Consider the following 24,349-nt stretch of genomic DNA (forward strand, 5'->3'; position numbering starts at 1 on the left):
GGCCGGTCCGGCTGGCGAGGCTCAGGCCTCTTCGGTTTCCTGGTAGTCGCCCACGGGCACGCAGCTGCAGAACAGGTTGCGGTCGCCGTAGACGTTGTCGACGCGGCCGATGGGCGGCCAGTACTTGGCGTTCTTGAGCGTGGCCAGCGGGAACGCGCCGAGTTCGCGCGAGTACGGGTGGCTCCATTCGGTGCCAAGCAGGCTCGCAGCGGTGTGCGGCGCGTGCTTGAGAGGGTTGTCTTCCTTCGGCCAGACGCCTTCCTCGATGCGGCGGATTTCGCCGCGAATGGCGATCATCGCGTCGATGAAGCGGTCGAGCTCGGCCAGCGGCTCGCTCTCGGTCGGCTCCACCATCAGCGTGCCGGGCACCGGGAAGCTCAGCGTGGGCGCGTGGAAGCCGTAGTCGATTAGGCGCTTGGCCACGTCTTCGGCGGTGACGCCGCTGGTGTCCTTCAGCGGGCGCAGGTCGAGGATGCACTCGTGCGCGACGTGACCATTGGGGCTCGCGTACAGCGTGGGGTAGTGGTCCTTCAGGCGCGCGCTGATGTAGTTGGCGCTCAGGATGGCCGTCTCCGTCGCGGCCTGCAGGCCCTTGGCGCCCATCATGCGGCAGTACATCCAGCTGATCGGCAGCACGGCCGCGTTGCCCAGCGGGGCCGCGGACACGGCACCCACGCCGTGCGACGGCACGCCGGCCGTCACATGGCCCGGCAGGTACGGCACCAGGTCTTCGACCACGCAGACCGGACCCACGCCCGGGCCGCCGCCGCCGTGCGGAATGCAGAAAGTCTTGTGCAGGTTCAGGTGGCTCACGTCGCCGCCGAACTCGCCCGGCGCGGCCACGCCGACCAGCGCGTTCATGTTGGCGCCGTCCACGTACACGCGGCCGCCGTGCGCATGCACCAGCTCGCAGAGCTCCTTCACGCGGGTTTCGAACACGCCGTGCGTGCTGGGATAGGTGATCATCACCGCGGCCAGGTTGGCGCTGTGCTTTTCGCAGGCGCGCTTCAGGTCGTCCATGTCGACGTTGCCTTGCGCGTCGCAGGCCGTCACCACCACCTGCAGGCCCACCATCTGCGCGCTCGCGGGATTGGTGCCGTGCGCGGAAGACGGAATCAGACAGATGTTGCGGTGGCCCTGGCCCTTGGCTTCATGGAAGGACTTGATGGCCAGCAGGCCTGCGTACTCGCCCTGCGAACCCGCGTTGGGCTGCAGGCTGATGCCAGCGTAGCCGGTGGCTTCGCACAGCCAGGCGCGCAGCTGCGCATCGAGCTGGGCATAGCCGAGCTGCTGGTCCGCAGGTGCGAAGGGATGGATGTTGGCGAACTCGGGCCAGGTGATGGGGATCATCTCGCTGGTCGCGTTGAGCTTCATGGTGCAGCTGCCCAGCGGGATCATGCTGCGGTCGAGCGCCAGGTCCTTGTCCGACAGGCTGCGGATGTAGCGCAGCATGGCGGTCTCGCTCTTGTGGGTGTTGAACACCGGATGCGTGAGGAAGGCGCTGGCGCGGCGCAGGTCTTCGGGGATCAGCGGCGTGGTGTTCGCTGCCAGGTCGTCGAAGCGCGGCAGCGGCTTGCCGGCGGGCGCGAACAGGGCCCACAGCGTCTCGACGTCGGCACGCGTGGTGGTCTCGTCGAGCGAGATGCCCAGGTGCTGCTGCAGGCGCTGGCGCAGGTTGACGCCGGCTGCCTGTGCACGCTCGATGATGGCGGGCGTGTCGTCGCCGGTGCGGATGGTCAGCGAATCGAAGGCGGTGGTGTTGACCGGCTCGCGGCCCATCTGCGAAAGGCCCGTCGACAGGATGGCGGTGAGCGCCGCCACGCGCTGCGCGATGCGGGTGAGGCCGTCTGGCCCGTGGTACACGGCGTACATGCTGGCCACCACGGCCGGCAGCACCTGGGCGGTGCAGATGTTGGAGGTGGCCTTCTCGCGGCGGATGTGCTGCTCGCGCGTCTGCAGCGCCAGGCGGTAGGCGGGCTGGCCGTGCGTGTCGACGCTCACGCCCACCAGGCGGCCCGGCAGCGAGCGCTTGAACTCGTCGCGGCAGGCCAGGTAGGCGGCGTGCGGGCCGCCGTTGCACAGCGGCATGCCGAAGCGCTGCGTGGTGCCGCAGACGATGTCGGCGTCGAACTCGCCCGGCGCGACCAGCAGCGTCAGCGCCAGCAGGTCGGCCGCCACGATGAAGGCGGCGTCGCACTGGTGCGCATGGCCCGCGAGCGGGCGCAGGTCGTGCACGTGGCCGGTGGTGGCGGGGTACTGCGCGAGCACGCCGAAGAAGGCGCCGCTCACCATCAGGTGCGGCAGCGTTTCCGACACCGTGCTCACCTTCACTTCGATGCCCAGCGGCGCGGCGCGCGTCTTGATGACCTCGATGGTCTGCGGATGGCAGTCGCCCGACACCAGGAACACGTTGCTCTTGCTTTTCACGCTGCGCTTGGCGAGCGTCATGGCTTCGGCTGCCGCCGTGGCTTCGTCGAGCATCGATGCATTGGCGATGGCCATGCCCGTGAGGTCGCACACCATCGTCTGGAAGTTGAGCAGGGCTTCCATGCGGCCCTGCGAGATCTCGGCCTGGTAGGGCGTGTAAGCGGTGTACCAGGCGGGGTTCTCGAGGATGTTGCGCAGGATGACGCCCGGCGTGTGCGTGCCGTAGTAGCCCTGGCCGATGAAGTTCTTGAACACCTTGTTCTTCGACGCCATCGCCTTCAGCTCGGCCAGCGCGTCGGCTTCGGTCACGGGGGCCGGCAGCCGCATCGGCCGCGCGCGGCGGATGGCCGCGGGCACGATGCCGTCGATGAGCTCCGAGCGCGTTTCCGAGCCGATCACCGGCAGCATGCGCGCCTCGTCCGCCGCATCGATGCCGATGTGGCGGGCGAGAAATTCTTCGGCGTTCTCTAGTTCTTGCAAAGAGGGAAGGGCGGGAATCGGCATGGCGGTGAGGGCTCGGGAGGAAGGGGGCTCGGAAGAAGAATCAGGCGATCAGGATTCGGCCGCGAACTTGTCGTAGCTGGCGGCGTCCAGCAGGGCGTCGAGCTGCGCGGGCTCGCTCAGCTTGACCTTGAAGAACCAGCCGGCGGCCAGCGGGTCGCTGTTGGCCAGCGACGGGTCGGCGCGCAGGGCTTCGTTGACTTCGGTGATCTCGCCCGACACGGGCATGAACACGTCGGCGGCGGCCTTGACCGACTCGACGACGCCGGCAACTTCGCCTTGCGCGAAGGTCTTGCCGACTTCGGGCAGGTCGACGAACACCACGTCGCCCAGCGCGTCCTGCGCATGCACGGTGATGCCGACGGTGGCCGCGTCGCCTTCGGCCGACACCCATTCGTGGTCCTTGGTGTACTTGATGCTCATGAGAAAACTCCTCGTGGAAAAAATGAATCGGGGTGCAGAGCCTAGCCGGGTCTGCCGCGTTCAGCCGCGGTAATAGCGGGTCGGCACGAAAGGCATGGTCGAGACTTCCATGGGCACCGGCTTGCCGCGCACGATGGCCTGCACGCGGGTGCCGGGCGCGGCGAAGGCGGTGGCCACGTAGCCCATGGCGATGCAGCGGTCGGCCGTGGGGCCGAGCAGCCCGCTGGTGACGATGCCGATGTCCTGGCCTTCGAATGACTGCAGCACCGTGCCGTCGCGCACAGGAATGCGCTCGAGCGCCACGAGGCCCACGCGCTTGCGCTTCAGCGTGTCGTGGTCGGTGTGGCCGGCGGTGCCCGCCGTGGCGGCGGCAAGCTGCGCGAGGATCTTCGCGGCGCCGGGGAAGCCGCCTTCGCGCGCGCCGCCCGCGCGGCGCACCTTCTGCATCGCCCAGTTGAGCGAGGCCTCGACCGGCGTGGTGGTGGTGTCGATGTCGTTGCCGTAGAGGCACAGGCCGGCCTCGAGCCGCAGCGAATTGCGCGCGCCCAGGCCGATGGGCTTGACCTCGGGCTGGGCCAGCAGCAGGCGGGCAAGTGTTTCGGCATCCTTGGCGGCCACCGAGATCTCGAAGCCGTCTTCGCCGGTGTAGCCGCTGCGCGTGACGAAGGCGGGAAGGCCGCCGATCTGCACCGCGCCGCCGGTCATGAACACGAAGCGCTCGATGCCGGGCGACAGGCGCGCCAGCGTGGCCGCGGCCTGTGGGCCCTGCAGCGCGAGCAGGGCGTGGTCGGGCAAGGGCTGCACTTCGCAGCGGGCGCCGATCTTCTGCTGGATGTGGGCGATGTCGGCCGCCTTGCAGGCGCCGTTGACGATCACGAAGAGCGAGCCGTGGCCTTCGTTGAAGAACATCAGGTCGTCGAGGATGCCGCCTTCGTCGTTCAGCAGCAGGCCGTAGCGCTGCTTGCCGGCGGGCAGGTCGATCACGTCGACGGGCATCAGGGTTTCGAAGGCGGCCGCGGCGTCGGGGCCGACGAGGCGCAGCTGGCCCATGTGGGAGATGTCGAACAGGCCGGCCGCGTCGCGCGTGTGCTTGTGCTCGGCCATGAGGCCGGCGGGGTACTGCACCGGCATGGAATAGCCGGCGAAAGGCACCATGCGGGCGCCGAGCTCCACGTGAAGGTCGTGCAGCGGCGTCTTGAGAAGTTCGGTAGCGGGTGCGGAGGAAGCGGCCACGGGGCACTCCAAAGGGGCAGACAAAATCCATGACGCAAGCCATGGGCCACCCCTGCTGTCCGCTTTACCTGAGAGATTCGCCCCACGATCGGGGTTTGCTCCTTCGGTGGGCCGCTGCGCCGTTTGCGGTACGGCGGCCTCTCTCCAGCAAGGAAACGCCGGTGTTCGCCGGCGCCTTGTCAGTCCTTTTGCCTGAGCGTTCGGGAAACCCCTGCGCCTTCGGCGGCCCCGGCTTGCGGGGCTCTCTCCTGACTCTGCTGAGTGTAGTTGATGCGCGGCGGCGTTCGGGGCGAGTGCGCGGTTCCAGTCAGTGCACGACTTCAGCCGGCGGCAGCAGCTTGTCGATCCGCTCGCGCAGCGACTCGGCGCGCTCGGGGCCGGCGGCTTTCTCTATTTCGCTGAGCATCAACGCGGCGATGGTCAGCATGGCCTCGCGGTCGCGGGCTTCGCGCAGGGCGTCGCGCATCTGCAGTGCGAACTTGGGATCGCGGCGCACGAACATGCGCTCGCAGATGTCGAACAGGAACATGCGCGTGGTGGCCAGGGAGCGCTTGCCGTCGAAGGTGTCGGCCGAGGTGGCGATCTGGATCGGCTCGGTAGCGGGGATCGGTGCGGGCTGGGCGGGCGCCGGGGCAGGGGGCGCGGCTTGGGGGGCAACCGCGACGTTCGGGGTTTGCAGATAGCCGCGCTGCACCAGTGTCTGGATGGCCTGCTCGGCTTCGTCGCGGGTGCTGAACAGCGGGCTGAAGTCGGTCAGCGAGCGCCGCCCGTCGGCCATGAGCAGCAGTGCGCGTTCACGCTGGCTGAGCGTGCGCTGTCCGCCCTGGAGTTCGTCGCGCGCCTTGTCGGTCTTGGTGGGAAACATGGCAGCCACAGCTTTCGGAGATCGAGGGCAGCAGCATCGTTGCAAGCGGTGACATCTTCATGAACCCTTTTCGCTTACGGAAATGGCAGTTTCCCCACACGATTTCCCGCTACCGTCACGGCCTCGCCCGGCGGTATGCTCCGGCACCGCGGAGGGGCCCACCACATGCTTCCCATCGTCTTTGCACTCATGGCGACAGTCCTGCTGCTCGTCTGGATGGGCTTTTTCATGATGGGCTCGCTGCCGCTGCTGATCCTCAAGCACGACACGCCGCTGGACTCGCGCTTCATCCGTGGCCTGTTCAACGTGTATTACCTCGCGATGATGCTGACGGGCAGCGCGGCGGCGCTTTGCTACGCCTGGTCCGGCCGGGCGGTCTTTGCCGTGGGCATGGCCTTCATCGCTGGCCTGGCCTTCTCGCTGCGCTGCTGGCTGATCATTCCGCGCATGGACCTGCTGCGCGGCACGATCCCGGCGGTCGACGTTTCGGCCCGCCGGTTCCGCCAGCTTCACATTGCCGGGATGGCGCTCAACGTGGTGCAGCTGGGCACCGTGGCCTGGGCCCTGACGAAGCTGGGGCTGTGAGCCTTCAGCCGCCCGCGCTTTCCTTGCGGATCAGCCACTGGTTGCCCACGCGCTGCAGCTCCAGCGTCTTGCGGCCCGTCTCCTTCAACTTGTCGGCGCGGTAGACCTGCTTGAACCTGGCGCTCGCGGACTGTCCGTTGACGCTGATGACGAGGTCTTCGATGCCCACGCTGATGCTCGACTTGTCCGCGATGCGCGCGCGCCGGTCGGTCTCCCAGCGCTTGCGGTCCTGGTTGCGCGGCGGCGTGAAGTCGGGCGCGTAGGCGGCGAGGTAGCGGTCCGCGTCGCGGGCCGACCAGGCCGCGGCCCAGGCGCGTACGGCAGCCTCGACTTCGGCGATGCCGACCGTGGGAGCGGGTACCGCTGCCTCGGTGGCGGACGGCGTGGCCGGCGCGGCCGGCGACGCGCCGAATGCGGCCGTGGTCAGCAGCAGTCCACCGGCGAGCAGGCAGGTCGTCAAGGATCGGTTCATGGCGCAGTTCCCTCTTTGTCAGTTATAGGCGTCGAATCCGACGCCGATTCTGGCAGTGAACGAACGTGCCCGCGGTGCTCAGGCGGCCGCGCCCTCCACCTCGGCCGGCACCGCCTGCATCGACCGGTTGCGCAGCCTCAAGGCCAGCACCGTCGCGACGCAGAGCACGCACAGCACCGTCGTGAGCGTGACGCCGAGGCCGCGCGCATCCGACAGCATGCCGAACAGCGGCGACACCAGTCCGCCCACCGACAGCGCCAGTCCCAGCGTGATGCCGCTGGCCGTGGCCGGGTTGCGCGGCAGATAGTCCTGCGCCAGCGTCACCTGCGCTGCGAAGGGCAGGAACATGCACATGCCGAGCAACGCGGTGCAGGCGAGCGCCCAGCCGGCGTCCGGCGCGAGCACCAGGCCCGCGAGCGACGGCAGCGCGAGCAGGTAGCCGGCGCGGATCGTGCCCATGCGGCCGATGCGGTCGCCCAGCCAGCCGCCGAGCAGCGTGCCGACAGCGCCCGCAGCGGTGAACGAGGTCAGCGCCGCGGCGCCCTGGAAGGCGGTGCCGTGCAGGTCGCGCGTGATGCGCAGCGACAGCATCGACAGCACGGTGACATACGGGATCGACCAGCCGACGATGGTCGCGACCAGCAGGCTGAAGGCGCGCCAGTCGTTGTGCGGCTTCAGCACCTCGCCGCCCGCCTTGCGCGCAGCGGCTGCCGTGGCGGCCGAGGCCGCGCCGCTGCCGGCATTCGCGATCATCCACACGATGCCCATCGCCAGCGCGGACACGCCCAGCAGGTAGCTGCGCGACAGGCTGGCGCCGCTCACCACGGTGGCAGCCAGCACCGGCGCGAACGACGCGCCGATGGTCCCGCCCACCGAGAACACGCTCATCGCCTTTTGCGACGCGCCGCCGGCCGCGCGCGCTGCCACAGTGGCGGGCGGGTGGTAGGCCGCGATGCCCAGCCCGCACAGCACCATCGCGATCCAGGTCAGCAGGTAGCTGTGGCTCAAGCCTGCCAGCACCACGCCCAGCGCCGCCACCATGAAGCCGGTGGGCACCAGCCAGCTGCGCGGATGGCGGTCGGCGTACAGGCCGAACAGCGGCTGCACCACGCTCGACAGCCCGGTGGCCGCGAGCATCAGGCCCGCCACGGCTGTGTAGCTGTAGCCGCGTTCCAGCACCATGAACGGCAGCAGTGCGGGCACGAGCCCCTGGTAGAGGTCATTGACGGCATGGGTGCCGGTGAGCAACCCGAGTCGGCGCTTGTTCATTCGATCGCTTCTTTCATTTCCTTGAAAAAAAGCATCGTAGGAAGCCGTGCGAAGATGTTCTTGCTACGAATCAACAAGCATCGTCGAGAAATGGACAAAGCGATCAACCTGCGGCCCGAAGAGGGCGAGTCGACCCCGCGCGCCGTCGCGGTGCTGGCCACCGACCCCGCCGGCGACGCCTTCATACCGCCGCACACGCACCGGCGCGGCCAGCTGATCCACGCGATTTCGGGCGTGATGCTGGTGAGCGCCGCGGCTGGCAACTGGGTGGTGCCGACCGGGCGCGGCGTGTGGGTGCCGGCGGGCATGGAGCATCAGATTCGCATGGCCGGCGAGGTGAAGATGCGCACCGTCTTCGTCGAGCCCGGCACGCGCGCGGACCTGGGCGCCGAATGCCGCGTGATCCATGTCGGCGCGCTGCTGAGGGAGCTGATCGTCACCGCCGTGGCGCTGCCGCTCGACTACGCACCGGGTGGCCGCGACGAGCGGGTGATGGAACTGATCCTCGACGAGATCCTGGCCGCGCCAGTGCTGTCGCTGCATGTGCCGATGCCGCGCCATGCGCGCCTGGCCGTGCTGTGCGAGGAACTGGTGCGCGACCCGTCGCTGCCCGCCACGCTGGACGACTGGGCGCTGCGCCTGCACATGAACACCCGCACGCTCGCGCGCCTGTTCCAGCGCGAGACGGGCATGAACTTCGGCGCGTGGTGCCGGCAGGCACGGCTGCTGCTGAGCCTGCCGCGGTTGGCTGCGGGCGCGTCGATCCTGGAGGTGGCGCTGGCGCACGGCTACGAAAGCCCGAGCGCCTTTACCGCCATGTTCCGGCGCACGCTGGGCGTGCCGCCCAGCGTGTACCTGCGGCGCGACTACCTGGCGTAGACCAGGTCGCGCAGCGCCAGCGAGACCCAGGGCACGTAGGTGATCACCATCAGGCACGCCATGATCACCAGCACGAAGGGCACCAGGTGCTTCACGATGCGGTCCAGCGATATGCGCGCCACGGTGCATGCCGCGAACAGGTTCACGCCGAAGGGCGGCGTGATCATGCCAAGGGCCAGGTTCACCACCATGATCAGCCCGAAGTGCACCGGGTCGATGCCGAAGTGCACCGCCACCGGCGCCAGGATCGGCGCCAGCACGATGATTGCCGCGCTGGTCTCGATGAACATGCCGATCACGAACAGAGCCGCGTTCACCCCCAGCAGGAACATCGCCGGCGACTGCAGCACCTCCTGCAGCCAGTGGCCGATGGCGTCGGGCACGCCCGCGCGGGTGATGAGGAACGCGAACAGCCCCGCGTTGGCGATGATGAACATGATCACCGCCGACGACATCACCGACTTGCGCAAGATGACGTACAGGTCCTTGGGTTTGATCTCGCGGTAGATCACCATGCCCACCACCAGCGCATAGAACACCGCCACCGCCGAGGCTTCCGTGGGCGTGAAGATGCCGCCGTAGATGCCGCCGAGGATGATCACCGGCATGAGCAGCGCCCAGCCTGCCTGCCACAGCGCGCGGCCGAAGGGCATGCGGCCTTCGCCGTCGGTCTTGCCCCAGCCCTTCCACTTGCAGTAGGCCCACACGAACAGCATGAGCGCCAGGCTGATCAGGATGCCGGGGCCGAAGCCCGCGATGAACAGCTCGCCGATGGACACTTCGGCGCTCACGCCGTAAAGAATCATCGGGATCGACGGCGGAATGATCACGCCCAGCTCCGCGCTGGTGGCCTGCAGGGCCGCGGCGTACGCCCTGGGATAGCCGTGCTTGATGAGCGCCGGGATCAGGATGGCGCCGATCGCGAAGGTGGTGGCCACCGACGAGCCCGACACCGCCGCGAAGATCATGCAGGTGAGCACGCAGGTCATCGGCAGGCCGCCCTGCACGCCGCCCACGATGCTCTTGGCAAACTCCACCAGCCGGCGCGAGATGCCGCCGGTTTCCATCAGGTTGCCGGCCAGGATGAAGAACGGAATGGCAGCCAGCGGAAACTTGTTGATCGAGTTGAACATCTCCTTCACGGAGATCAGCATGTTGGCGTTCGTCACCTGGATGCCCAGGATCGAAGCCAGCCCGATGGACACCGCCACCGAGACCGACAGTGCAAAGCACAGCACCATCGTTGCAACCATCACCACACTCATGATGCAGCCCCCACGCTCGGCACTTCGTGTCCTCGCCGCCCCCCGAGGGGGCCGTTCGCTTGCTTGGGGCGGTCCGGCGCGGCGCTCATTGCGCGGTCTCCAGTTCGAGCCGCTTCGGGTCGAGAAAATTACCGACGATGCCGAACAGGCAGAACAGCGAGCCCACGGGCAGCGCCAGGTAGGACCACACCATCGAGATGCTTTCGAGGCCGGCCATCGACTGCACGCGTCCGCGCATGGCGTAGTCCCAGCCCCACCAGAGCACGACCAGCATCAGCACCAGCGCGGCGACGCTCACCACCGCGTCTAGCACGCGGCGCATGCGCGGCGGGCTCCAGCGGTAGAGAACGTCCACGCTCACCATCGCGCCCTGTCTGAACGCCATGGGGATGCCCATGAACACCATCCAGATGAGGCTCACGCGGATCAGGATCTCGCTCCATTCGGCCGGCTGTTCCAGCACGAAACGGGTGACGATCTGGAACACGCCCAGGGCCGACGCGACGACCAGCATCGCGCAGGCCATCAGCATCGAGAAGCCGGTGGTCCAGCGCTCGACGCTCAGGAATTTCTCTTTCACTTGTAGTCGCGGATCTTGTCGAGGTTGGCCTTGCCGAATTCCTTCTCGAACTGGGCATTGACCGGCGCGAGCGCGGCGACGAACTTGGCCTTGTCGACGTTGTCGATCACGGTCATGCCCTTGGCGCGCAGGTCGGCCACGCCCTTGGCGTCGTCTTCGTCCACGCGCGCGCGGTTGGCCTTGGTGCCTTCCTTGGCAGCGTCGAGGAAGGCCTGCTTGTCGGCCGCGCTGAGCTTGTCGAAGCTCGCCTTGTTCATCAGGAAGATGCAGGGCGAGTAGACGTGGCCCGTGAGCGACAGGTGCTTTTGCACCTGGTCGAACTTGGCCGAGATGATGACCGGCAGCGGGTTCTCCTGGCCGTCGACCGTGCCTTGCTGCAGCGCGGTGAACACCTCGGGGAAGGCCATGGGCGTGGTGATGATGCCGAAGCCCTTGTAGGCCGCGATGTGCACCGGGTTTTCCATCGTGCGCATCTTCAGGCCCTTCAGGTCTTCGGGGGCCTTCACGTCGCGCTTGCTGTTGGTCATGTGACGGAAGCCGTTCTCGGCCCACGCCAGCGCCTTGAAGCCCTTGGCGTCGAACTTGGTCAGCATCTCCTGGCCGATCGGCCCGTCGAGCACGGCGCGCGCATGGGCCTTGTCGCGGAACAGGAAGGGCACGTCGAGGATCTTCGTCTCGGGCACGAAGTTGGGCACCGGGCCGGTCGAGGAGAACGCGAGTTCCTGCGTGCCCAACTGCACCGCCTCGATCGACTCGCGCTCGCCGCCGAGCGAGCCGTTGTAGAAGGTCTGCACCTTGTAGCGGCCTCCCGTGCGCTTCTCGACTTCCTTGGCGAAGGTGTCGATGGCAACGCCCTGGTGCGAGTTCTGCGCGGTCGAAATGCTGATCTTCATGGTCGTCTGTGCAAAGGCGACCGAGCTCAGGGCGAGCGAAAGGCAGGCGGCGGCAATGGGGCCGAATTTCATGTTGTCTCCGGGAGTTGGGTCAGTAACGCGTCGGGCGCGATTGACCGACTATGCAACACCGGGGAGCTTCACCGCGTCGGGATTTTCACGGACGTAATCGCGAATGACGGCCTCGAAGCTCTCGTCGGGCAGGAGGCCCAACGCCTTCGCGCGCACCGTCTCGAAGTGCCCGGGCCAGGTCTTCACGATTCGCTGGATCGTCGGGTCGGGCGTGCGGTCGAGCAGGGTGGTGGCCGCCTTGCCGGCCACGCGCTCGAGCGCCAGCGCCATTTCGCCGACCGTGGTGGCGAGCGAGGGCAGGTTGAGCGCGGTGCGCGGGCCCCATTGCTCATCACTGGCCTCGGCGGCGCGCACGATGCCCTCGATGGTTCGCGCCGGTGACGCAACGGCCACAGGCGTCTCGTCCGGCACCGGACAGGCCGCGCGCAGGCCGGCCAGCGGCTCGCGGATCATGCCGCTGAAGAAACCCGAGGCCGCGCCGTTCGGCCTGCCCGGCCGCACGCTCACCGTCATGAGCCGCACGCTGCGCCCGCGCACGAAGCCCTTTCGCGTGTAGTCGGCAACCAGTTGTTCTCCGATGAATTTCTGGATGCCGTAGCTGGTCTGCGGCGTGGGCAGCGTGCGGTCTTCGATGACCTTGGGCAAGGGCTGTTCGGGCGAGTCGCCGAACACGGCGAGCGAGCTGGAGAACACCAGCACGGGCTTCGTGCCGAGCGCGCGTACTTTTTCGAGCAGCGCATGCGTGGCCGCGAAGTTGCTGCGCATGCCGAGGTCGAAGTCGGCCTCGCACTCGCCGCTGACCGCGGCGGCCAGGTGGAAGATGGCGTCGGCTTCGCGCCAGAAGCTGGCGTCGGCATCGGCAGCGAGCTGCGCGTTCAGGTCACCGGTGACGGCGGTGATGCGCGCATCGGATGAGAGGTCGGCCGGCGGGGCGGCGCGGTCGACCAGCGTGATGCGTTCGATGGAGCGGGCCGGGGCGCCGGCCAGCGCAAGGCTGCCTTGCTTCAACAGCGTGCGCGCGAGGCGTGCGCCCAGAAAGCCGGCGCCGCCGGTGATGACGATGTGCATGGGTCTTGTCTCCTTTGAGCGCCAAGAATAAGCGCGGCGGGGCATGTGGCATGCTCGATCACGGGTACGCATCTTTCATCGACAGGAGACACCGGATGTTCACGGTCGTGGTTTTGTGGCTCCTTGCCATTGCATGGCTCGTGGCGAACGGCATGTTCGCCCAGAAGCCTTTGCCGCATTACCGGCGCAGGCGCGCCTTGCTGGCCTGGATTTTCCTGGGCGCATGTGCGGGGGCGCTCGCTGGCCTGGCCAGCGCGAATTTCTCGCTTCCCGGCTGCATTGCCGGTGCCGTTCTGGGCGGATTTGTCGCGGGCAAGTTCATCGCGCGCGACTGAGGCTCCGAGGAAACTAAAAAGCCCTCCGAAGAGGGCTTCCTTTGAAAGACGCAGGCGCCTTACATGCCAACGTAGTTCGGCCCGCCACCGCCTTCAGGCGTGACCCACACGATGTTCTGCGTCGGGTCCTTGATATCGCAGGTCTTGCAGTGCACGCAGTTCTGCGCGTTGATCTGCAGGCGCTGCTTGCCGTCTTCGGTGCCCACGAACTCGTACACGCCGGCCGGGCAGTAGCGGCTTTCGGGGCCCGCGAACTTCTCGAGGTTGATGTTCACCGGCACCGTCGGGTCTTTCAGCGTCAGGTGGGCCGGCTGCTGCTCTTCATGGTTGGTGTTGCTGATGAACACGCTGGAGAGCCGGTCGAAGGTGAGCTTGCCGTCGGGCTTGGGATAGACGATGGGCTTGCACTCCGAGGCGGGCTTCAGGTACAGGTGGTCGGCCTTGTTGCGGCGCAGCGTCCAGGGAATGTTGCCCTTCAGCAGCCATTGTTCGATGCCGTTCATGAGCGTCGCAACGCCCAGGCCCTTCTTGAACCATGCCTTGAAGTTGCGCGCCTTCTTCAGCTCGGCGTGCAGCCAGCTCTTCTCGAAGGCTTCCGGGTAGGCGGTGAGTTCGTCGTGCTGGCGGCCGGCCTGCACCGCCTCGAAGGCGGCCTCGGCGCACAGCATGCCGGTCTTGATGGCGGCGTGGCTGCCCTTGATGCGGCTCACGTTGAGGTAGCCGGCCTCGCAGCCGACCAGCGCGCCGCCGGGGAACACGGTCTTGGGCAGCGACATCAGGCCACCGGCCGTGATGGCGCGCGCGCCGTAGCCGATGCGCTTGGCGGGCTTGATGCCCTTGGCCTCGTCGCCTTCCAGGTACCAGCGGATGTTGGGGTGCAGCTTCCAGCGCTGCATTTCCTCGAACGGGCTCAGGTAGGGGTTGCTGTAGTCCAGGCCGGTGATGAAGCCCATGGTGACCTTGTTGTCCTCCATGTGATAGAGGAACGCGCCGCCGTAGGTGTCGCTCTTCATGGGCCAGCCGGCGGTGTGCAGCACGAAGCCGGGCTGGTGGCGCTTGGGGTCGATTTCCCAGACTTCCTTCACGCCCAGGCCGTAGGTCTGCGGGTCCTTGCCGGCGTCGAGCTTGTATTTGGCGATGAGCTGGCGGCCCAGGTGGCCGCGCGCGCCTTCGGCGAACACGGTGTACTTGCCCAGCAGTTCCATGCCGAGCTGGAAGTTCTCGGTCGGCTCGCCGTCCTTGCCGACGCCCATGTTGCCGGTGGCCACGCCGCGCACCGAGCCGTCTTCGTTGTAGAGCACCTCGGCGGCCGGGAAGCCGGGGAAGATTTCCACGCCCAGGTTCTCGGCCTGCTGCGCCAGCCACTTGGTGAAGGCACCCAGGCTGATGATGTAGTTGCCGTGGTTCTGGAAGCACGCCGGCAGGAACGCGTTGGGCGTGCGCAGGCTGCCCTTTTCGCCCAGGAACACCATCGCGTCGTCGGTGACGGGCTGGTTCAGCGGGGCGCCCAGCTCCTTCCAGTCGGGCAGCAGCTCGTTGAGCGCGCGCGGGTCCATGATGGCGCCCGACAGGATGTGCGCGCCGGGCTCCGAGCCCTTTTCGAGCACCACGACCGAGATCTCTTTTTCCTGCTGCGCGGCGAGCTGCTTGAGCCGGATCGCGGTCGAGAGGCCGGCCGGGCCGCCACCGACCACGACCACGTCGTATTCCATGGCTTCGCGAGGGCCGAACTGGGCGAGGATTTCGTCGTGGGTCATGTGGGTTGGGTCGATAATGATTTTTCGAGGCGCGGGGCATCCCGGGTTGCGGGGCATTTTATGCGGCGTCCGCGGGCGGTCCGCGTCACTTGCGGGCACGGCTTTCCTTAGCGTCGCCTGCGCGACTCCACAGGATTCAGTTCATGGCTTACAGCATCGATCTCTCGGGCCGCGTTGCCTTTGTCACCGGCGCCTCCAGCGGGCTTGGCGCCCAGTTCGCAAAAACACTGGCGCGCGCGGGCGCCGCGGTGGTGCTCGCGAGCCGCCGCATCGAGAAGCTCAAGGAGCTGCGCGCGCGCATCGAAGGCGAGGGCGGCGACGCCCACGTGGTCGAGCTCGACGTCACCGACATCGGCAGCATCAAGGCCGCCGTCGCGCGCGCCGAGACCGAGGTCGGGGCCATCGACATCCTGGTCAACAACTCGGGCGTGAGCACCACCCGGCGCCTGCAGGATGTGACGCCCGACGACTACGACTACATCTTCGACACCAACGTCAAGGGCTCGTTCTTCGTCGCCCAGGAAGTGGGCAAGCGCATGCTGGCGCGCGCCACGGGCACGGCACCGGGCACCTACATCGGCGGGCGCATCATCAACATCGCGTCGGCGGCGGCGCTGAAGGTCATGCCGCAGATCGGCACCTACTGCATGAGCAAGGCCGCCGTGGTGCAGATGACCAAGGCCATGGCGCTGGAGTGGGGCCGCTTCGGCATCAACGTGAACGCGCTGTGCCCGGGCTACATCACGACCGAGCTCAACGAGGAGCACTGGACCACCGAAGGCGGCGCCAAGCTGGTCAACATGCTGCCGCGCAAGCGCGTGGGCAAGCCCGAAGACCTTGACGGCCTGATCGTGCTGCTGGCCAGCGGCCAGAGCCATTTCGTGAACGGCGCCGTCATCGCGGCCGACGACGGGTTCGCGCTCTGAGTCCGCGCGCCTTGGTCGGCATCGCGGCCGGGCTGGGCGCGGGCGCGCTCTGGGGCCTGACCTTCGTGGCGCCGCGCATGGTGGGCCACTTCGGCATGGTCGACATCACCGCCTCACGCTTCCTGGTGTTCGGTGCCATCTCCGGGCTCGCCGTGTTCGCGCGGCCGGCCGCCGTGCGCTGGCCCACCGGCCGGCAGGCGCTGGCGGCACTGGGCCTCAGCGTGCTGGGCTTCAGCGGCTACTACCTGCTGCTGGCCTTCGGCATCGAGGCTGCGGGCACCGAGGTGCCGAGCCTCATCATCGGCACGATTCCGGTCTGGATGATGCTGCTGGGCAGGCCGGCGGGCCTTCGCTTGAGCGCGCTGCTGCCGGGGCTCGTGCTCACCGGCGCGGGCATCGCGCTGATGATCTGGGGCGCATGGTCGGCGCAGCATGGCGCCGGCGACGCCAGCGGAGCGCGCTTTGGCTGGGGCATCGCGCTGGCGCTGTGCGCAATGGTGAGCTGGACGGTCTATGGCCTGCTCAATGCCGCCTGGCTGCAGCGCCACACCGAACTCAGCGCGACCGACTGGGCCAACTGGCTGGGCGTGGCGACCGGGCTGGGCGCGCTGGCGCTGTGGCTGGCGGCGGGCAGCGACGTCGCCACGCTGCGGACCCGGCCCGACGGCATGCTCTTCGTCTGGCTCGCGCTGGCCAGCGGCTTCGGCTCTTCGTGGCTGGCCACCATCCTCTGGAACATCGCGAGCCAGCGGCTCTCCGCGAGCCTGTGCGGCCAGCTGATCGTGAGCGAGACGCTGTTTGCGCTGCTCTATTCCTTCGTCTGGGACGGCCGCTGGCCGCAGGCCACAGAGTGGGCCGCGGCATTGCTGTTCGTGCTGGGCATCCTCGCATCCATCAAGGCGCACCGATGAGAATCGAAATCCCCGAAAAGAAGAAGCTCGTGTACGAAACCCTGATCCCCATCCGCTGGGGAGACATGGACGCCATGGGCCACCTGAACAACGGCACCTACTTCCGCTACCTCGAGACCGCGCGCATCGACTGGATGCACTCCATCGGCTTCGAGCCCGAGCCGGGCGGCGAGGGCATGGTGATCGTCAACGCCTTCTGCAATTTCTACCGGCAGATCGAGTACCCCGGCAAGGTGCTGCTCAAGATGTACGTGAGCGACCCGGGCCGCACCACCTTCGAGAGCTGGGGCACCATGGCACGGGAAGAAGAGCCCGATGTGATCTGCGCGGCAGGCGGTGCGACCACCATCTGGGTCGACTTCCCGAAGCAGAAGGCACTGGCGCTGCCCGACTGGCTGCGCACGCTGGTGAGCGAGTAGTCGCCGATGAAGCGCAATGCTGTGCTGACGCTCGCGCTGCTCGCCGCCTGCGGCCACGTCCTGGCACAGACCCCCGGCAAGAACGAATGCCCCGCCAACGCGCCGTTCCTGGGCACCGAGGCACTGAAGAAGGCCGGAGGCTTCGAGCTTCCCGTGTTCAAGCGCTACTGCTACACCGACAAGTCGGGCAGCTACGCGCTGCTGCTCGGCGAGAAGCAGGACTTGCCGTTTACCCAGGAAAAGCTGTCCTCCGCCATCCAGGCTTCTCTCTACAAGGTGGAGGCTGGCAACGCGCTGGTGCGGCAATGGTCGATTCGCGACTTCGCCGGCAAGGACGACGCTGGCGTCAACTTCAGGTCCAGGCTCTTCGAGCTGACGGACATCGACGGTGACGGCCTCGTCGACCCCGTGCTCGTGTACCGCTTCTTCATCCTCGACGATGCGGACAACATCGACACCGACGACTTCACGGGCCGCATCAAGATCGTCACCTTCCACCAGGGCAAAAAGGCCACGATCCATGCGATCACCGGCCACCTCGACGGCGACCGCAAGACCACGGCCAACGCCAACTACTTTGCCTTGCCGAAGCCGTTGCGGCAGCACCTCGTCAAGAAGATGTCCGCCATGTACAGCGCGGGGCAGTTCGGGTTCGACAATTCCTACGACTTTGCACCGAGGAAGGAAGCGGCCGGGCGCTGAAGCTCAGACCGGCTGCAGCACGATGCGCGCCTCGAAGCCGTGCGCCGCGCCAGGCGGCGGCGATTCGAGTTCGAGCCGCGCGTTGTGCTTTTCGACGATGGTCCCGACGATCGACAGCCCGAGCCCGTAGCCCGCGCGGTCGGAGGCGTGCCGCACATGGCGCTGCCGCAGCGTGCTCAGTTGCTCCGCGCCGACACCGGCGCCGAAGTCGCGGACCACCAGCGTGCAGGGGGCCGTCACCTCGACCACCACGCGCTCGCCGCCGTAGCGAAGGGCGTTTTCCACCAGGTTGCGCAAGGCGATGGCCAGCGCGTCGACGTCGCCGAGCGCCACCGGCGCCGCGCTGTCGGGCACCTTGAGCGTCAGGCGTTCGTTGATTTGCGGGTCTTGCCAGAGCTCCTGCGCCACGGTGCCGACCAGTTGCACCAGGTCGACCCGGGCACGTGCCAGCGAGGCGCCGGATTCCGCGCGCGACAGCTGCAGCAGCTTTTCTGCGCGGTGGCTCAGCATCTGCAGCGCGTCGAGCGCGGCCTGCACGTCGTTTCGCCGCAGGTCGTGCTCCAGCGCGGTCTGCAGCCGCAGCCGCGCGGCGGCCAGCGGGGTGCGCAACTCGTGTGCCGCATTGGCCGCGAGCGCGCGCTCCACGTCGAGCGAATGCGAAAGCCGCTCCAGCAGCCGGTTGACGTGGTCGCCGACCGAGCGAAGCTCCTGCGGCAGGCCCGGCAAGGTGATCGGGCGCAGGTCGGCGCCGTTGCGCTTTGCGATTTCTCCGGCCAGTTGCTGAAGCGCGCGCAGTTCGGTGCGCGCCACGTTGCGCAGCACCAGCGCTAGCAGCGGCAGCACCGCGCCCAGCGGAATGATCAGGCCGAACAAGGTGCGGTTCAGCGCGTGGCGCCGCTCGTCGAGCGGGTCGGCCACCTGGAAGTACAGCCCCAGCGAGGGGTGCCGCACCGTGTAGATGCGCCAGGTCTGGTTGTTGGCGAAGCCGGCGGCCAGCGGAACGTCGAAGGCGCCGACGGGCGCCTCGGCCGAACGCAGCAGCACGTGCTCGTGCACGTCCACCACCTGGTACATCACCGCGTCCTCGGAGAACAGCTGCTTGGGCGCGATCAGCGGTTCCGTGGGGGCGGTGCCGCTGGTGTGCTGCAGCTTGTCGAGTTCCTGCACCGCCATGTCGAACATGCGGTGGGACACCTCGACAAGTTCGTTGTCGAAGTTGTGGTTGATCTCCCGGTCGACGTACCAGACCACCGCCAGCACGCACATCAGCCACACGCCGCCGACCCAGACGATCAGCGTGCGGGTAAGCCGCCCGGCCAGGGAGTCGCGGCCTTCACCGAGCTTTGCGCCGAATCTCATTCGTCGTCGTCCGCGGAGAACGACAGGCGGTAGCCGAGGCCGCGCAGCGTCTGGATGTGGCTGCGCCCGAGCTTTCGCCGCAGGCGGCTGATGAAGACTTCGAGCGTGTTGCTGTCGGCCTCGTCGCCGAAACCGTAGAGCGCATCGGCCAGGTTCTCGCGCGTGTGGATGCGCTCTGGCCGGGTCGCCATCACGCGCAGCAGCGCCCATTCCTTCTGGGTCAGCGTGATGGGAGCGCCGTTCTTGCGGACCATGTCATGCGCCAGGTCGATCTCCAGCGTGCCCAGCTTCAGGACCGGCGAGCTGCTGGCGCTGCGCCGCCGCTCGACCGCGCGCAGGCGGGCGAGCAGCTCGGCGGGGTCGTAGGGCTTGATGAGGTAGTCGTCGGCGCCGGCGTCGAGCCCGCGGATGCGGTCGGTGACCTGGTCGCGCGCGGTCAGGACGATGACGATGGGGCGTTCGGGCAGGGCGCGTATCTGGGGAAGCAGCGAAAGCCCGTCGCCGTCGCCCAGGTGGAGGTCGAGCAACACCGCCGCGTACTGGACCGAGAGCAGCGCGCCGCGCGCGTCGGCGAGGCTGGGCGCCACGTCGACCACGAAGGCCTTGGCCAGCAGGTAGCTGCAGACCGCATCTGCCAGCGCAGTGTCATCTTCGACCAGCAATATGCGCACGCCATGTCCTTTCAACAAAAAAAGAAGTCTAGCTCCGTCGAATTGCGGACAGACCCCCGGTCAGATTCCGTTCAGGTGCCTTCAGGCTGTGTTCATTCCGCAAACGTAGGCTCGCGGCTGTTTTCAGGCCCTGCCTTCGTTCATGACTCGTGCTTCGAATTTTCGCCTGGGGGTGCTGACCCTCTTCGCGCTTGCCGCCTTGCTGGCGTGGGACGCGACCGGTTGGGATCTGCCGCTGGCGCGGCTGTCCGGCTCCCCCTTCGGTTTCACATGGCGGACGAACTTTTTTCTGGTCCACGTCATGCATGAGGGCGCCCGCGACCTCAGCTGGGCGCTCGTCACCGCGCTGTTCATCGCCATTCGCTGGCCGGTCGGCGTGCTGCGGCGCCTGGGCACCGGCGACCGCGTGCAGCTGGCACTGACAACCCTGGCCGCGGTGATCGCCGTCAGCCTCATCAAGCATGCCAGCGATACCAGCTGCCCCTGGGACCTGAAGGAGTTCGGCGGCGTGGCGCGCTACGTGTCGCATTGGTCCTGGGGCGTGCCCGACGGCGGTCCGGGCGGGTGCTTCCCGGCCGGCCATGCCTCCGCGGCGTTTGCCTATGCAGGCGGCTACTTCGTGCTGCGCCGGGCCTCGGCCCGCGCGGCGGCCATCTGGCTGGCGGTGGCGCTGGTGGCCGGGCTGGCGCTGGGCCTGTCCCAGCAGGTGCGCGGTGCCCACTACATGAGCCACACACTCTGGACCGCCTGGATCTGCTGGACGGTGGGTTTTGCCATCGAGCTGGTGTTCGCGCGCTTCAATCCGCAACCGCTCAAGCCGGCCGAGCCCGCCCATGCAGGGTATTGACGCCACCCTTTTCGAGCTGGTCAATGCGGGCCCTTCGGTGCCTGCATGGAGCCTGCAGTTCGCGAGCTTCGCCTCCGATTTCCTGCCGTCGCTGCTGGCGCTGGCGCTGGCCATCGGCGCACTGTTCGATCGGCGCTGGCGCCATGCCTTCATCACCGCAATGATCAGCCTGCTGGCGGTGTGGCTGCTCGTGCAGGCGATCCGCTGGGCGTTTCCGATGCCCCGGCCGGCCTATTACGACCTGGGCATCCAATGGGTGCCGCAGGGCATTCGTCCGGGTTTCCCGAGCCTCCATGCCGCCGGCACCTTCACTGCGGCCTTTTCGCTCTGGTGCCTTCCGTGGCGCTTTCCGATGCTGGCCGCGCTGACGGTGGCCGCCACGGTCGCCTGGAGCCGCCTGTACCTGGGGCTGCACTTCCCGTCCGATGTGGTGGCCGCGGCGATGCTTGGCGCGCTGGTGTCGATCCTCGTGGAGCGGGGCATCCGCCTGATTCCGCGTATCCGTACCTCGCCGGCATCGGCGGGGGCTCCAAGGGCCCGGCTGCGATCGCGCATAAGGCGCGCCTGAACATGACATGAACGGGCAATTCAGGCTATCTTCAGCCCCCGTTCCTACATTAGCTGGATGTCTGTTTTGCGTATTGACCCGGCACCTGCACCACAAGGTAGCTTCCCCGAACCCGACCCATTCGCTGCCTCATCGCCGGCAGCGCCTTGGACGCGTTTCGACCAATGGCTCGGCCGGCCCCGCTCCGCGGCCGCGGTCGTCGTGTGGATCAGCCTTTATCTCGTCCTGACCACCAACTGGCCGCTCTGGAACGAGCTGGCCCGCATCGGCGGTGCACCCAGCACCTACATGCCGACCATCCTGGTCATGAGCCTGCTCACTTTCTGCGGCTCGGTGGCGATCCTGTCGTTCACCGCCTGGTCGCGCTGGATGAAGCCGCTGTGGTTCGCGGTGGTCGTGCTGGCCGCGGTGGTGCAGCACTACATGCTCGCGTACCGCGTGGTCATGGACCCGACCATGGTCGCCAATGCGATGCAGACCGACCCCAACGAAGCGCGCGACCTGCTGAGCTGGCGCATGGCCTTCAACGTGCTGGTGGTGGCGCTGCCCGCGGCCTTCGTGCTCTGGCGCGTGCGCGTCCTGCCGATGCGTTTTCTGTCGAAGCTCTGGCGCAACGTCGCGCTGCTGCTGCTGTCGGTGGTCTTGGCGCTGGCCGCGGTAGTGGCCATGAACCGCGAGCTGGCACCGCTGATGCGCAACAACGTGCACCTGCGCTACATGATGAACCCGATCGCGAGCCTCTATTCGGCCGGCTCGCTGCTCATCAAGCCTATGTTCAAGCGCAGCGGCAAGCTCATCCCGATCACGGCCGGCACGGCGCTGGGCGCCAGCTATGCCGGCCAGACGAAGCCCCCGTTGTTCGTGGTGGTGGTGGGCGAGACGGCGCGGGCCGATCACTTCTCGCTCAACGGCTATGCCCGCGACACCAACCCCGAGCTGGCCAAGCGTGGCGTTCTGAGCTACCGCGAGGTGCGCTCCTGCGGCACCAACACGCTGGCCTCTGTGCCCTGCATGTTCTCGCCGCTCGGCAAAGAGGGCTACGAATCGCGCAAGGACGACTACGAGACCCTGGTCGACGTTCTGCAGGCCGCCGGCCTCGCCGTGTTCTGGCTCGACAACCAGGCCGGCTGCAAGGGCGTCTGCGAGCGCATCCCCAATGCATCTGCCTTCGCCGGGCTCGACGCGGCAACCAAGAAGGCGCTGTGCGACGGCGACGAGTGCCTCGACGACGTGATGCTCAAGGGCCTGGACGAGCGCATTGCCGCGCTGCCGGCCGAGCGCCGCGCCAAGGGCATCGTGCTGGTCATGCACCAGATGGGCAGCCACGGCCCGGCCTACTACAAGCGCTCCGCGCCCGACGTGAAGCATTTCCTGCCCGAGTGCAAGACCAACGCGCTGGCCGAGTGCGGCCATGCCGAGCTGATGAACGTCTACGACAACTCGATCCTGCAGACCGATCGCTTCCTGGGCCAGACCATCGACTGGCTCAAGACGCAGTCGAAGCAGTACGACCCGGCGCTGCTGTACGTGAGCGACCACGGCGAGTCGCTCGGCGAATACGGCCTGTTCCTGCACGGCGTGCCCTACAGCTTCGCGCCCGACGCGCAGAAGCACGTGCCCATGGTCACCTGGTTCGGCGACGGCATGAGCGCGCGGCGCAAGCTCTCGCGTTCGTGCATGGAGGCGGGGCTCGACGCGCCGCTCACGCACGACAACCTCTACCACACGGTGCTCGGCGTGATGGACGTGACCACGCCCACATACAAGCCCGCGCTGGACGCCCTCGCATCCTGCCGGGCAAAGGGCTGAGGCCCCTTTACTTCTTCTCGCGGGGCACGCGCCCCATGAGGAAGAACTCGTTGTTCGGCTGCATCCCGCTGAAGCTGGCCATGCGGTTGCTCAGCCCGAAGAAGGCGGTGATGGCCGCGATGTCCCAGATGTCCTCGTCGTCGAAGCCGTGGGCATGCAGCGGCGGGAAGTCGCTGTCGTCGATCTCGTGCGAGCGGTCGCAGACCTTCATCGCAAAGTCGAGCATCGCGCGCTGGCGCGGCGTGATGTCGGCCTTGCGGTAGTTCACCGCCACCTGGTCCGCCACCAGCGGCTTCTTCTCGTAGATGCGCAGCAGCGCGCCGTGCGCCACCACGCAGTACAGGCACTGGTTGGCCGCGCTGGTGGTGGTGACGATCATCTCGCGGTCGCCCTTGGTGAGCGAGCCCTCTTCCTTGAACATCAGCGCGTCGTGGTACGCGAAGAAGGCGCGCCACTCGGCCGGACGGCGTGCAAGGGCAAGAAACACGTTGGGCACGAAGCCGGCCTTTTCCTGCACCGCGAGGATGGCGGCGCGGATGTCTTCCGGCAGGTCTTTCAGTTCGGCGCGCGGGTAGCGGCTGGTGGTGGTCATGTCGTCTCCGTTGTGGTCGTCGGTTTGCAGTGCCTTTTTGAAAGCGCTCTGAAAGGCGCCGCGCCTCTTGCATCATAGGCAAGCAGCTTTCCTACATGGCGAGGCGCGAGTCGCCGCCATGATGAAGGTTCGCACAACAACACGCGGCCAGCACCGCACATAACGCGATGAAAGACGAGTCGTATCCCGACCGGCGTGGTTTCCTGCGTCGGTCCATCGCCATCGTGCCGGCCGCAACGGCCTTCGGTGCCGGCGGCATCACCGGCGTGACACTGGCACAGCCCGCTACACCGGCGCCGGCACCCAGCCCCGCCGCAGCGCCGCCTCCCGGCACTCCTTACACCCCCGTCTACTTCAACGCCGCCGAATGGGCCTTCGTCCAGGCCGCGGTGGCCAGGCTCATTCCTTCCGACGATGCCGGCCCCGGCGCCATCGAGGCCGGCGTGCCCGAGTTCATCGACCGGCAGATGGAAGGCGCCTTCGGCCATGCCGCCACCTGGTACATGCAGGGCCCCTTCGTCGAGGTTTCGCCGCTCTTCGGCTACCAGAAGAAGATGCCGCCGCGCGAGGTTTACCGCGCGGGCATCGCGGCCACCGACGCCTACAGCCGCAAGCAGTTCTCCGGCAAGGCCTTCGCGCAGCTCGACGCCGCGCAGCAGGACGAGGTGCTCAAGGGCCTGGAGGGCGGCGCCATCGCGCTCGATGGCGTGGGCGCAACCGACTTCTTCGGCTTCCTGCTGCAGAACACCAAGGAGGGCTACTTCAGCGATCCGATCCACGGCGGCAACAAGAACGCCGCCGCCTGGAAGATGATCGGCTTCCCCGGCGCTCGCGCCGACTACGCCGACTGGGTCGACCGGCCCGGCGTCAAGTACAACCTGCCGCCGGTGAGCATCGCCGGCCCGCAGGGCTGAGGGAGCG

At 67.6% G+C, this 24,349-nt stretch carries 25 protein-coding genes and 2 riboswitches; of the genes, 11 read left to right on the top strand and 14 right to left on the bottom strand.

Annotated features, from left to right (window positions below; genetic code table 11):
• Positions 1–21: 21 nt before the first annotated feature.
• From gcvP to ACQY8B_RS07035, 4 genes are all read right to left on the bottom strand, one after another.
• Positions 22–2,931, bottom strand: coding sequence for an aminomethyl-transferring glycine dehydrogenase (gene gcvP / locus ACQY8B_RS07020; protein ID WP_422086035.1), 2,910 nt, complete (start codon positions 2,929–2,931; stop codon positions 22–24).
• 48 nt (positions 2,932–2,979) lie between these two features.
• Positions 2,980–3,351 carry a glycine cleavage system protein GcvH gene (gene gcvH, locus ACQY8B_RS07025; RefSeq protein WP_093055555.1) on the bottom strand — a complete coding sequence of 124 codons (372 nt, stop codon included), beginning with the start codon at positions 3,349–3,351 and terminating at the stop codon, positions 2,980–2,982.
• A gap of 60 nt (positions 3,352–3,411) precedes the next feature.
• Complete coding sequence (gene gcvT / locus ACQY8B_RS07030; RefSeq protein WP_422086036.1) at positions 3,412–4,584, bottom strand: glycine cleavage system aminomethyltransferase GcvT; 1,173 nt, start codon at positions 4,582–4,584, stop codon at positions 3,412–3,414.
• A 45-nt stretch (positions 4,585–4,629) separates the two neighbouring features.
• A riboswitch (glycine riboswitch) is annotated at positions 4,630–4,742 on the bottom strand.
• 12 nt (positions 4,743–4,754) lie between these two features.
• Positions 4,755–4,845, bottom strand: a riboswitch (glycine riboswitch).
• 46 nt (positions 4,846–4,891) lie between these two features.
• Complete coding sequence (locus ACQY8B_RS07035; protein WP_422086037.1) at positions 4,892–5,449, bottom strand: hypothetical protein; 558 nt, start codon at positions 5,447–5,449, stop codon at positions 4,892–4,894.
• 165 nt (positions 5,450–5,614) lie between these two features.
• On the opposite strand from ACQY8B_RS07035, the gene ACQY8B_RS07040 reads away from it, so the two are divergent.
• On the top strand, positions 5,615–6,034 hold the full coding sequence (locus ACQY8B_RS07040; RefSeq protein WP_422086038.1) for a hypothetical protein: 420 nt from the start codon (positions 5,615–5,617) through the stop codon (positions 6,032–6,034).
• Positions 6,035–6,038: 4 nt separating this feature from the next.
• Here the strand turns inward: ACQY8B_RS07040 and ACQY8B_RS07045 are convergent, their stop codons facing one another.
• The gene (locus tag ACQY8B_RS07045; protein WP_422086039.1) at positions 6,039–6,506 is read right to left on the bottom strand and encodes a L,D-transpeptidase Cds6 family protein; all 468 of its coding nucleotides are present in this window, start codon (positions 6,504–6,506) and stop codon (positions 6,039–6,041) included.
• Positions 6,507–6,584: 78 nt separating this feature from the next.
• The gene (locus tag ACQY8B_RS07050; RefSeq protein ID WP_422086040.1) at positions 6,585–7,775 is read right to left on the bottom strand and encodes an MFS transporter; all 1,191 of its coding nucleotides are present in this window, start codon (positions 7,773–7,775) and stop codon (positions 6,585–6,587) included.
• A 90-nt stretch (positions 7,776–7,865) separates the two neighbouring features.
• Here ACQY8B_RS07050 and ACQY8B_RS07055 point away from each other — a divergent pair, with 90 nt between their 5' ends.
• Positions 7,866–8,654, top strand: a complete 789-nt coding sequence (locus ACQY8B_RS07055) for an AraC family transcriptional regulator (protein WP_422086041.1) — start codon at positions 7,866–7,868, stop codon at positions 8,652–8,654.
• Here ACQY8B_RS07055 and ACQY8B_RS07060 read toward each other — a convergent pair.
• The 4 genes from ACQY8B_RS07060 to denD all read right to left on the bottom strand — a co-directional run bounded on the left by ACQY8B_RS07060 (position 8,642) and on the right by denD (position 12,532).
• Positions 8,642–9,919, bottom strand: a complete 1,278-nt coding sequence (locus ACQY8B_RS07060; protein WP_422086042.1) for a TRAP transporter large permease — start codon at positions 9,917–9,919, stop codon at positions 8,642–8,644. The genes ACQY8B_RS07055 and ACQY8B_RS07060 overlap by 13 nt on opposite strands.
• Before the next feature lie 85 nt (positions 9,920–10,004).
• Positions 10,005–10,499: a TRAP transporter small permease gene (locus ACQY8B_RS07065; RefSeq protein WP_422086043.1), complete on the bottom strand. Its 495-nt coding sequence runs from the start codon at positions 10,497–10,499 to the stop codon at positions 10,005–10,007.
• Entirely contained in the window at positions 10,496–11,464 is a 969-nt protein-coding gene (locus ACQY8B_RS07070; protein ID WP_422086044.1) for a TRAP transporter substrate-binding protein, read from the bottom strand. The genes ACQY8B_RS07065 and ACQY8B_RS07070 overlap by 4 nt, the downstream gene beginning before the upstream one ends.
• Before the next feature lie 48 nt (positions 11,465–11,512).
• The gene (gene denD, locus ACQY8B_RS07075) at positions 11,513–12,532 is read right to left on the bottom strand and encodes a D-erythronate dehydrogenase (RefSeq protein ID WP_422086045.1); all 1,020 of its coding nucleotides are present in this window, start codon (positions 12,530–12,532) and stop codon (positions 11,513–11,515) included.
• A gap of 95 nt (positions 12,533–12,627) precedes the next feature.
• Here denD and ACQY8B_RS07080 point away from each other — a divergent pair, with 95 nt between their 5' ends.
• Positions 12,628–12,867, top strand: coding sequence for a hypothetical protein (locus ACQY8B_RS07080; RefSeq protein WP_422086046.1), 240 nt, complete (start codon positions 12,628–12,630; stop codon positions 12,865–12,867).
• Positions 12,868–12,926: 59 nt separating this feature from the next.
• Here the strand turns inward: ACQY8B_RS07080 and ACQY8B_RS07085 are convergent, their stop codons facing one another.
• Positions 12,927–14,624, bottom strand: coding sequence for an electron transfer flavoprotein-ubiquinone oxidoreductase (locus ACQY8B_RS07085; RefSeq protein WP_106934074.1), 1,698 nt, complete (start codon positions 14,622–14,624; stop codon positions 12,927–12,929).
• Between the two features lie 143 nt (positions 14,625–14,767).
• Here ACQY8B_RS07085 and ACQY8B_RS07090 point away from each other — a divergent pair, with 143 nt between their 5' ends.
• From ACQY8B_RS07090 to ACQY8B_RS07105, 4 genes are read left to right on the top strand one after another with little or no spacing between them, the layout of a single operon-like run.
• Positions 14,768–15,550, top strand: a complete 783-nt coding sequence (locus tag ACQY8B_RS07090; protein ID WP_422086047.1) for an SDR family oxidoreductase — start codon at positions 14,768–14,770, stop codon at positions 15,548–15,550.
• A 20-nt stretch (positions 15,551–15,570) separates the two neighbouring features.
• Entirely contained in the window at positions 15,571–16,461 is an 891-nt protein-coding gene (locus ACQY8B_RS07095) for a DMT family transporter (protein WP_422089166.1), read from the top strand.
• Positions 16,458–16,880: an acyl-CoA thioesterase gene (locus ACQY8B_RS07100; RefSeq protein WP_422086048.1), complete on the top strand. Its 423-nt coding sequence runs from the start codon at positions 16,458–16,460 to the stop codon at positions 16,878–16,880. Before ACQY8B_RS07095 ends, ACQY8B_RS07100 begins: the two co-directional genes overlap by 4 nt.
• A 6-nt stretch (positions 16,881–16,886) precedes the next feature.
• Positions 16,887–17,582, top strand: a complete 696-nt coding sequence (locus ACQY8B_RS07105; RefSeq protein WP_422086049.1) for a M949_RS01915 family surface polysaccharide biosynthesis protein — start codon at positions 16,887–16,889, stop codon at positions 17,580–17,582.
• Positions 17,583–17,585: 3 nt separating this feature from the next.
• Here ACQY8B_RS07105 and ACQY8B_RS07110 read toward each other — a convergent pair whose 3' ends face one another.
• A complete protein-coding gene (locus ACQY8B_RS07110) occupies positions 17,586–18,941 on the bottom strand; it encodes a sensor histidine kinase (RefSeq protein WP_422086050.1) in 1,356 nt (451 codons plus the stop codon).
• Positions 18,938–19,612, bottom strand: coding sequence for a response regulator (locus ACQY8B_RS07115; RefSeq protein WP_422086051.1), 675 nt, complete (start codon positions 19,610–19,612; stop codon positions 18,938–18,940). Before ACQY8B_RS07115 ends, ACQY8B_RS07110 begins: the two co-directional genes overlap by 4 nt.
• Before the next feature lie 301 nt (positions 19,613–19,913).
• Between ACQY8B_RS07115 and ACQY8B_RS07120 the strand changes: the two genes are divergently transcribed.
• Genes ACQY8B_RS07120 through ACQY8B_RS07130 form a run of 3 tightly spaced genes read left to right on the top strand, consistent with a single transcriptional unit; the run spans position 19,914 to position 22,836 of the window.
• On the top strand, positions 19,914–20,459 hold the full coding sequence (locus tag ACQY8B_RS07120; RefSeq protein WP_422086052.1) for a phosphatase PAP2 family protein: 546 nt from the start codon (positions 19,914–19,916) through the stop codon (positions 20,457–20,459).
• The gene (locus tag ACQY8B_RS07125; RefSeq protein WP_422086053.1) at positions 20,446–21,027 is read left to right on the top strand and encodes a phosphatase PAP2 family protein; all 582 of its coding nucleotides are present in this window, start codon (positions 20,446–20,448) and stop codon (positions 21,025–21,027) included. The genes ACQY8B_RS07120 and ACQY8B_RS07125 overlap by 14 nt, the downstream gene beginning before the upstream one ends.
• Before the next feature lie 57 nt (positions 21,028–21,084).
• Positions 21,085–22,836 (top strand): phosphoethanolamine transferase, encoded by a 1,752-nt coding sequence (locus ACQY8B_RS07130; protein ID WP_422086054.1) that lies wholly within the window; start codon positions 21,085–21,087, stop codon positions 22,834–22,836.
• Between the two features lie 7 nt (positions 22,837–22,843).
• On the opposite strand, the gene ACQY8B_RS07135 is transcribed toward ACQY8B_RS07130, so the two are convergent.
• Entirely contained in the window at positions 22,844–23,428 is a 585-nt protein-coding gene (locus ACQY8B_RS07135; protein WP_422086055.1) for a peroxidase-related enzyme, read from the bottom strand.
• Positions 23,429–23,595: 167 nt separating this feature from the next.
• On the opposite strand from ACQY8B_RS07135, the gene ACQY8B_RS07140 reads away from it, so the two are divergent.
• A complete protein-coding gene (locus ACQY8B_RS07140) occupies positions 23,596–24,342 on the top strand; it encodes a gluconate 2-dehydrogenase subunit 3 family protein (RefSeq protein WP_422086056.1) in 747 nt (248 codons plus the stop codon).
• The last annotated feature ends 7 nt before the right edge of the window (positions 24,343–24,349 follow it).

The sequence above is a fragment of the Variovorax sp. genome (genome assembly GCF_965279555.1).
GTDB lineage: Bacteria > Pseudomonadota > Gammaproteobacteria > Burkholderiales > Burkholderiaceae_C > Variovorax.

What these genes read in the sequence shown, in the direction of transcription:
- ACQY8B_RS07055 (WP_422086041.1), top strand. Translation starts at nt 7,866, where the DNA reads ATGGACAAAGCGATCAACCTGCGGCCCGAAGAGGGCGAGTCGACCCCG.
- ACQY8B_RS07135 (WP_422086055.1), bottom strand. Translation starts at nt 23,428, where the DNA reads ATGACCACCACCAGCCGCTACCCGCGCGCCGAACTGAAAGACCTGCCG.
- ACQY8B_RS07035 (WP_422086037.1), bottom strand. Translation starts at nt 5,449, where the DNA reads ATGTTTCCCACCAAGACCGACAAGGCGCGCGACGAACTCCAGGGCGGA.
- ACQY8B_RS07120 (WP_422086052.1), top strand. Translation starts at nt 19,914, where the DNA reads ATGCATGAGGGCGCCCGCGACCTCAGCTGGGCGCTCGTCACCGCGCTG.
- ACQY8B_RS07105 (WP_422086049.1), top strand. Translation starts at nt 16,887, where the DNA reads ATGAAGCGCAATGCTGTGCTGACGCTCGCGCTGCTCGCCGCCTGCGGC.
- ACQY8B_RS07080 (WP_422086046.1), top strand. Translation starts at nt 12,628, where the DNA reads ATGTTCACGGTCGTGGTTTTGTGGCTCCTTGCCATTGCATGGCTCGTG.
- ACQY8B_RS07130 (WP_422086054.1), top strand. Translation starts at nt 21,085, where the DNA reads ATGTCTGTTTTGCGTATTGACCCGGCACCTGCACCACAAGGTAGCTTC.
- ACQY8B_RS07090 (WP_422086047.1), top strand. Translation starts at nt 14,768, where the DNA reads ATGGCTTACAGCATCGATCTCTCGGGCCGCGTTGCCTTTGTCACCGGC.
- ACQY8B_RS07070 (WP_422086044.1), bottom strand. Translation starts at nt 11,464, where the DNA reads ATGAAATTCGGCCCCATTGCCGCCGCCTGCCTTTCGCTCGCCCTGAGC.
- denD (WP_422086045.1), bottom strand. Translation starts at nt 12,532, where the DNA reads ATGCACATCGTCATCACCGGCGGCGCCGGCTTTCTGGGCGCACGCCTC.
- ACQY8B_RS07125 (WP_422086053.1), top strand. Translation starts at nt 20,446, where the DNA reads ATGCAGGGTATTGACGCCACCCTTTTCGAGCTGGTCAATGCGGGCCCT.
- ACQY8B_RS07050 (WP_422086040.1), bottom strand. Translation starts at nt 7,775, where the DNA reads ATGAACAAGCGCCGACTCGGGTTGCTCACCGGCACCCATGCCGTCAAT.
- gcvH (WP_093055555.1), bottom strand. Translation starts at nt 3,351, where the DNA reads ATGAGCATCAAGTACACCAAGGACCACGAATGGGTGTCGGCCGAAGGC.
- ACQY8B_RS07040 (WP_422086038.1), top strand. Translation starts at nt 5,615, where the DNA reads ATGCTTCCCATCGTCTTTGCACTCATGGCGACAGTCCTGCTGCTCGTC.
- ACQY8B_RS07110 (WP_422086050.1), bottom strand. Translation starts at nt 18,941, where the DNA reads ATGAGATTCGGCGCAAAGCTCGGTGAAGGCCGCGACTCCCTGGCCGGG.
- gcvP (WP_422086035.1), bottom strand. Translation starts at nt 2,931, where the DNA reads ATGCCGATTCCCGCCCTTCCCTCTTTGCAAGAACTAGAGAACGCCGAA.
- ACQY8B_RS07140 (WP_422086056.1), top strand. Translation starts at nt 23,596, where the DNA reads ATGAAAGACGAGTCGTATCCCGACCGGCGTGGTTTCCTGCGTCGGTCC.
- ACQY8B_RS07085 (WP_106934074.1), bottom strand. Translation starts at nt 14,624, where the DNA reads ATGACCCACGACGAAATCCTCGCCCAGTTCGGCCCTCGCGAAGCCATG.
- ACQY8B_RS07045 (WP_422086039.1), bottom strand. Translation starts at nt 6,506, where the DNA reads ATGAACCGATCCTTGACGACCTGCCTGCTCGCCGGTGGACTGCTGCTG.
- ACQY8B_RS07100 (WP_422086048.1), top strand. Translation starts at nt 16,458, where the DNA reads ATGAGAATCGAAATCCCCGAAAAGAAGAAGCTCGTGTACGAAACCCTG.
- ACQY8B_RS07060 (WP_422086042.1), bottom strand. Translation starts at nt 9,919, where the DNA reads ATGAGTGTGGTGATGGTTGCAACGATGGTGCTGTGCTTTGCACTGTCG.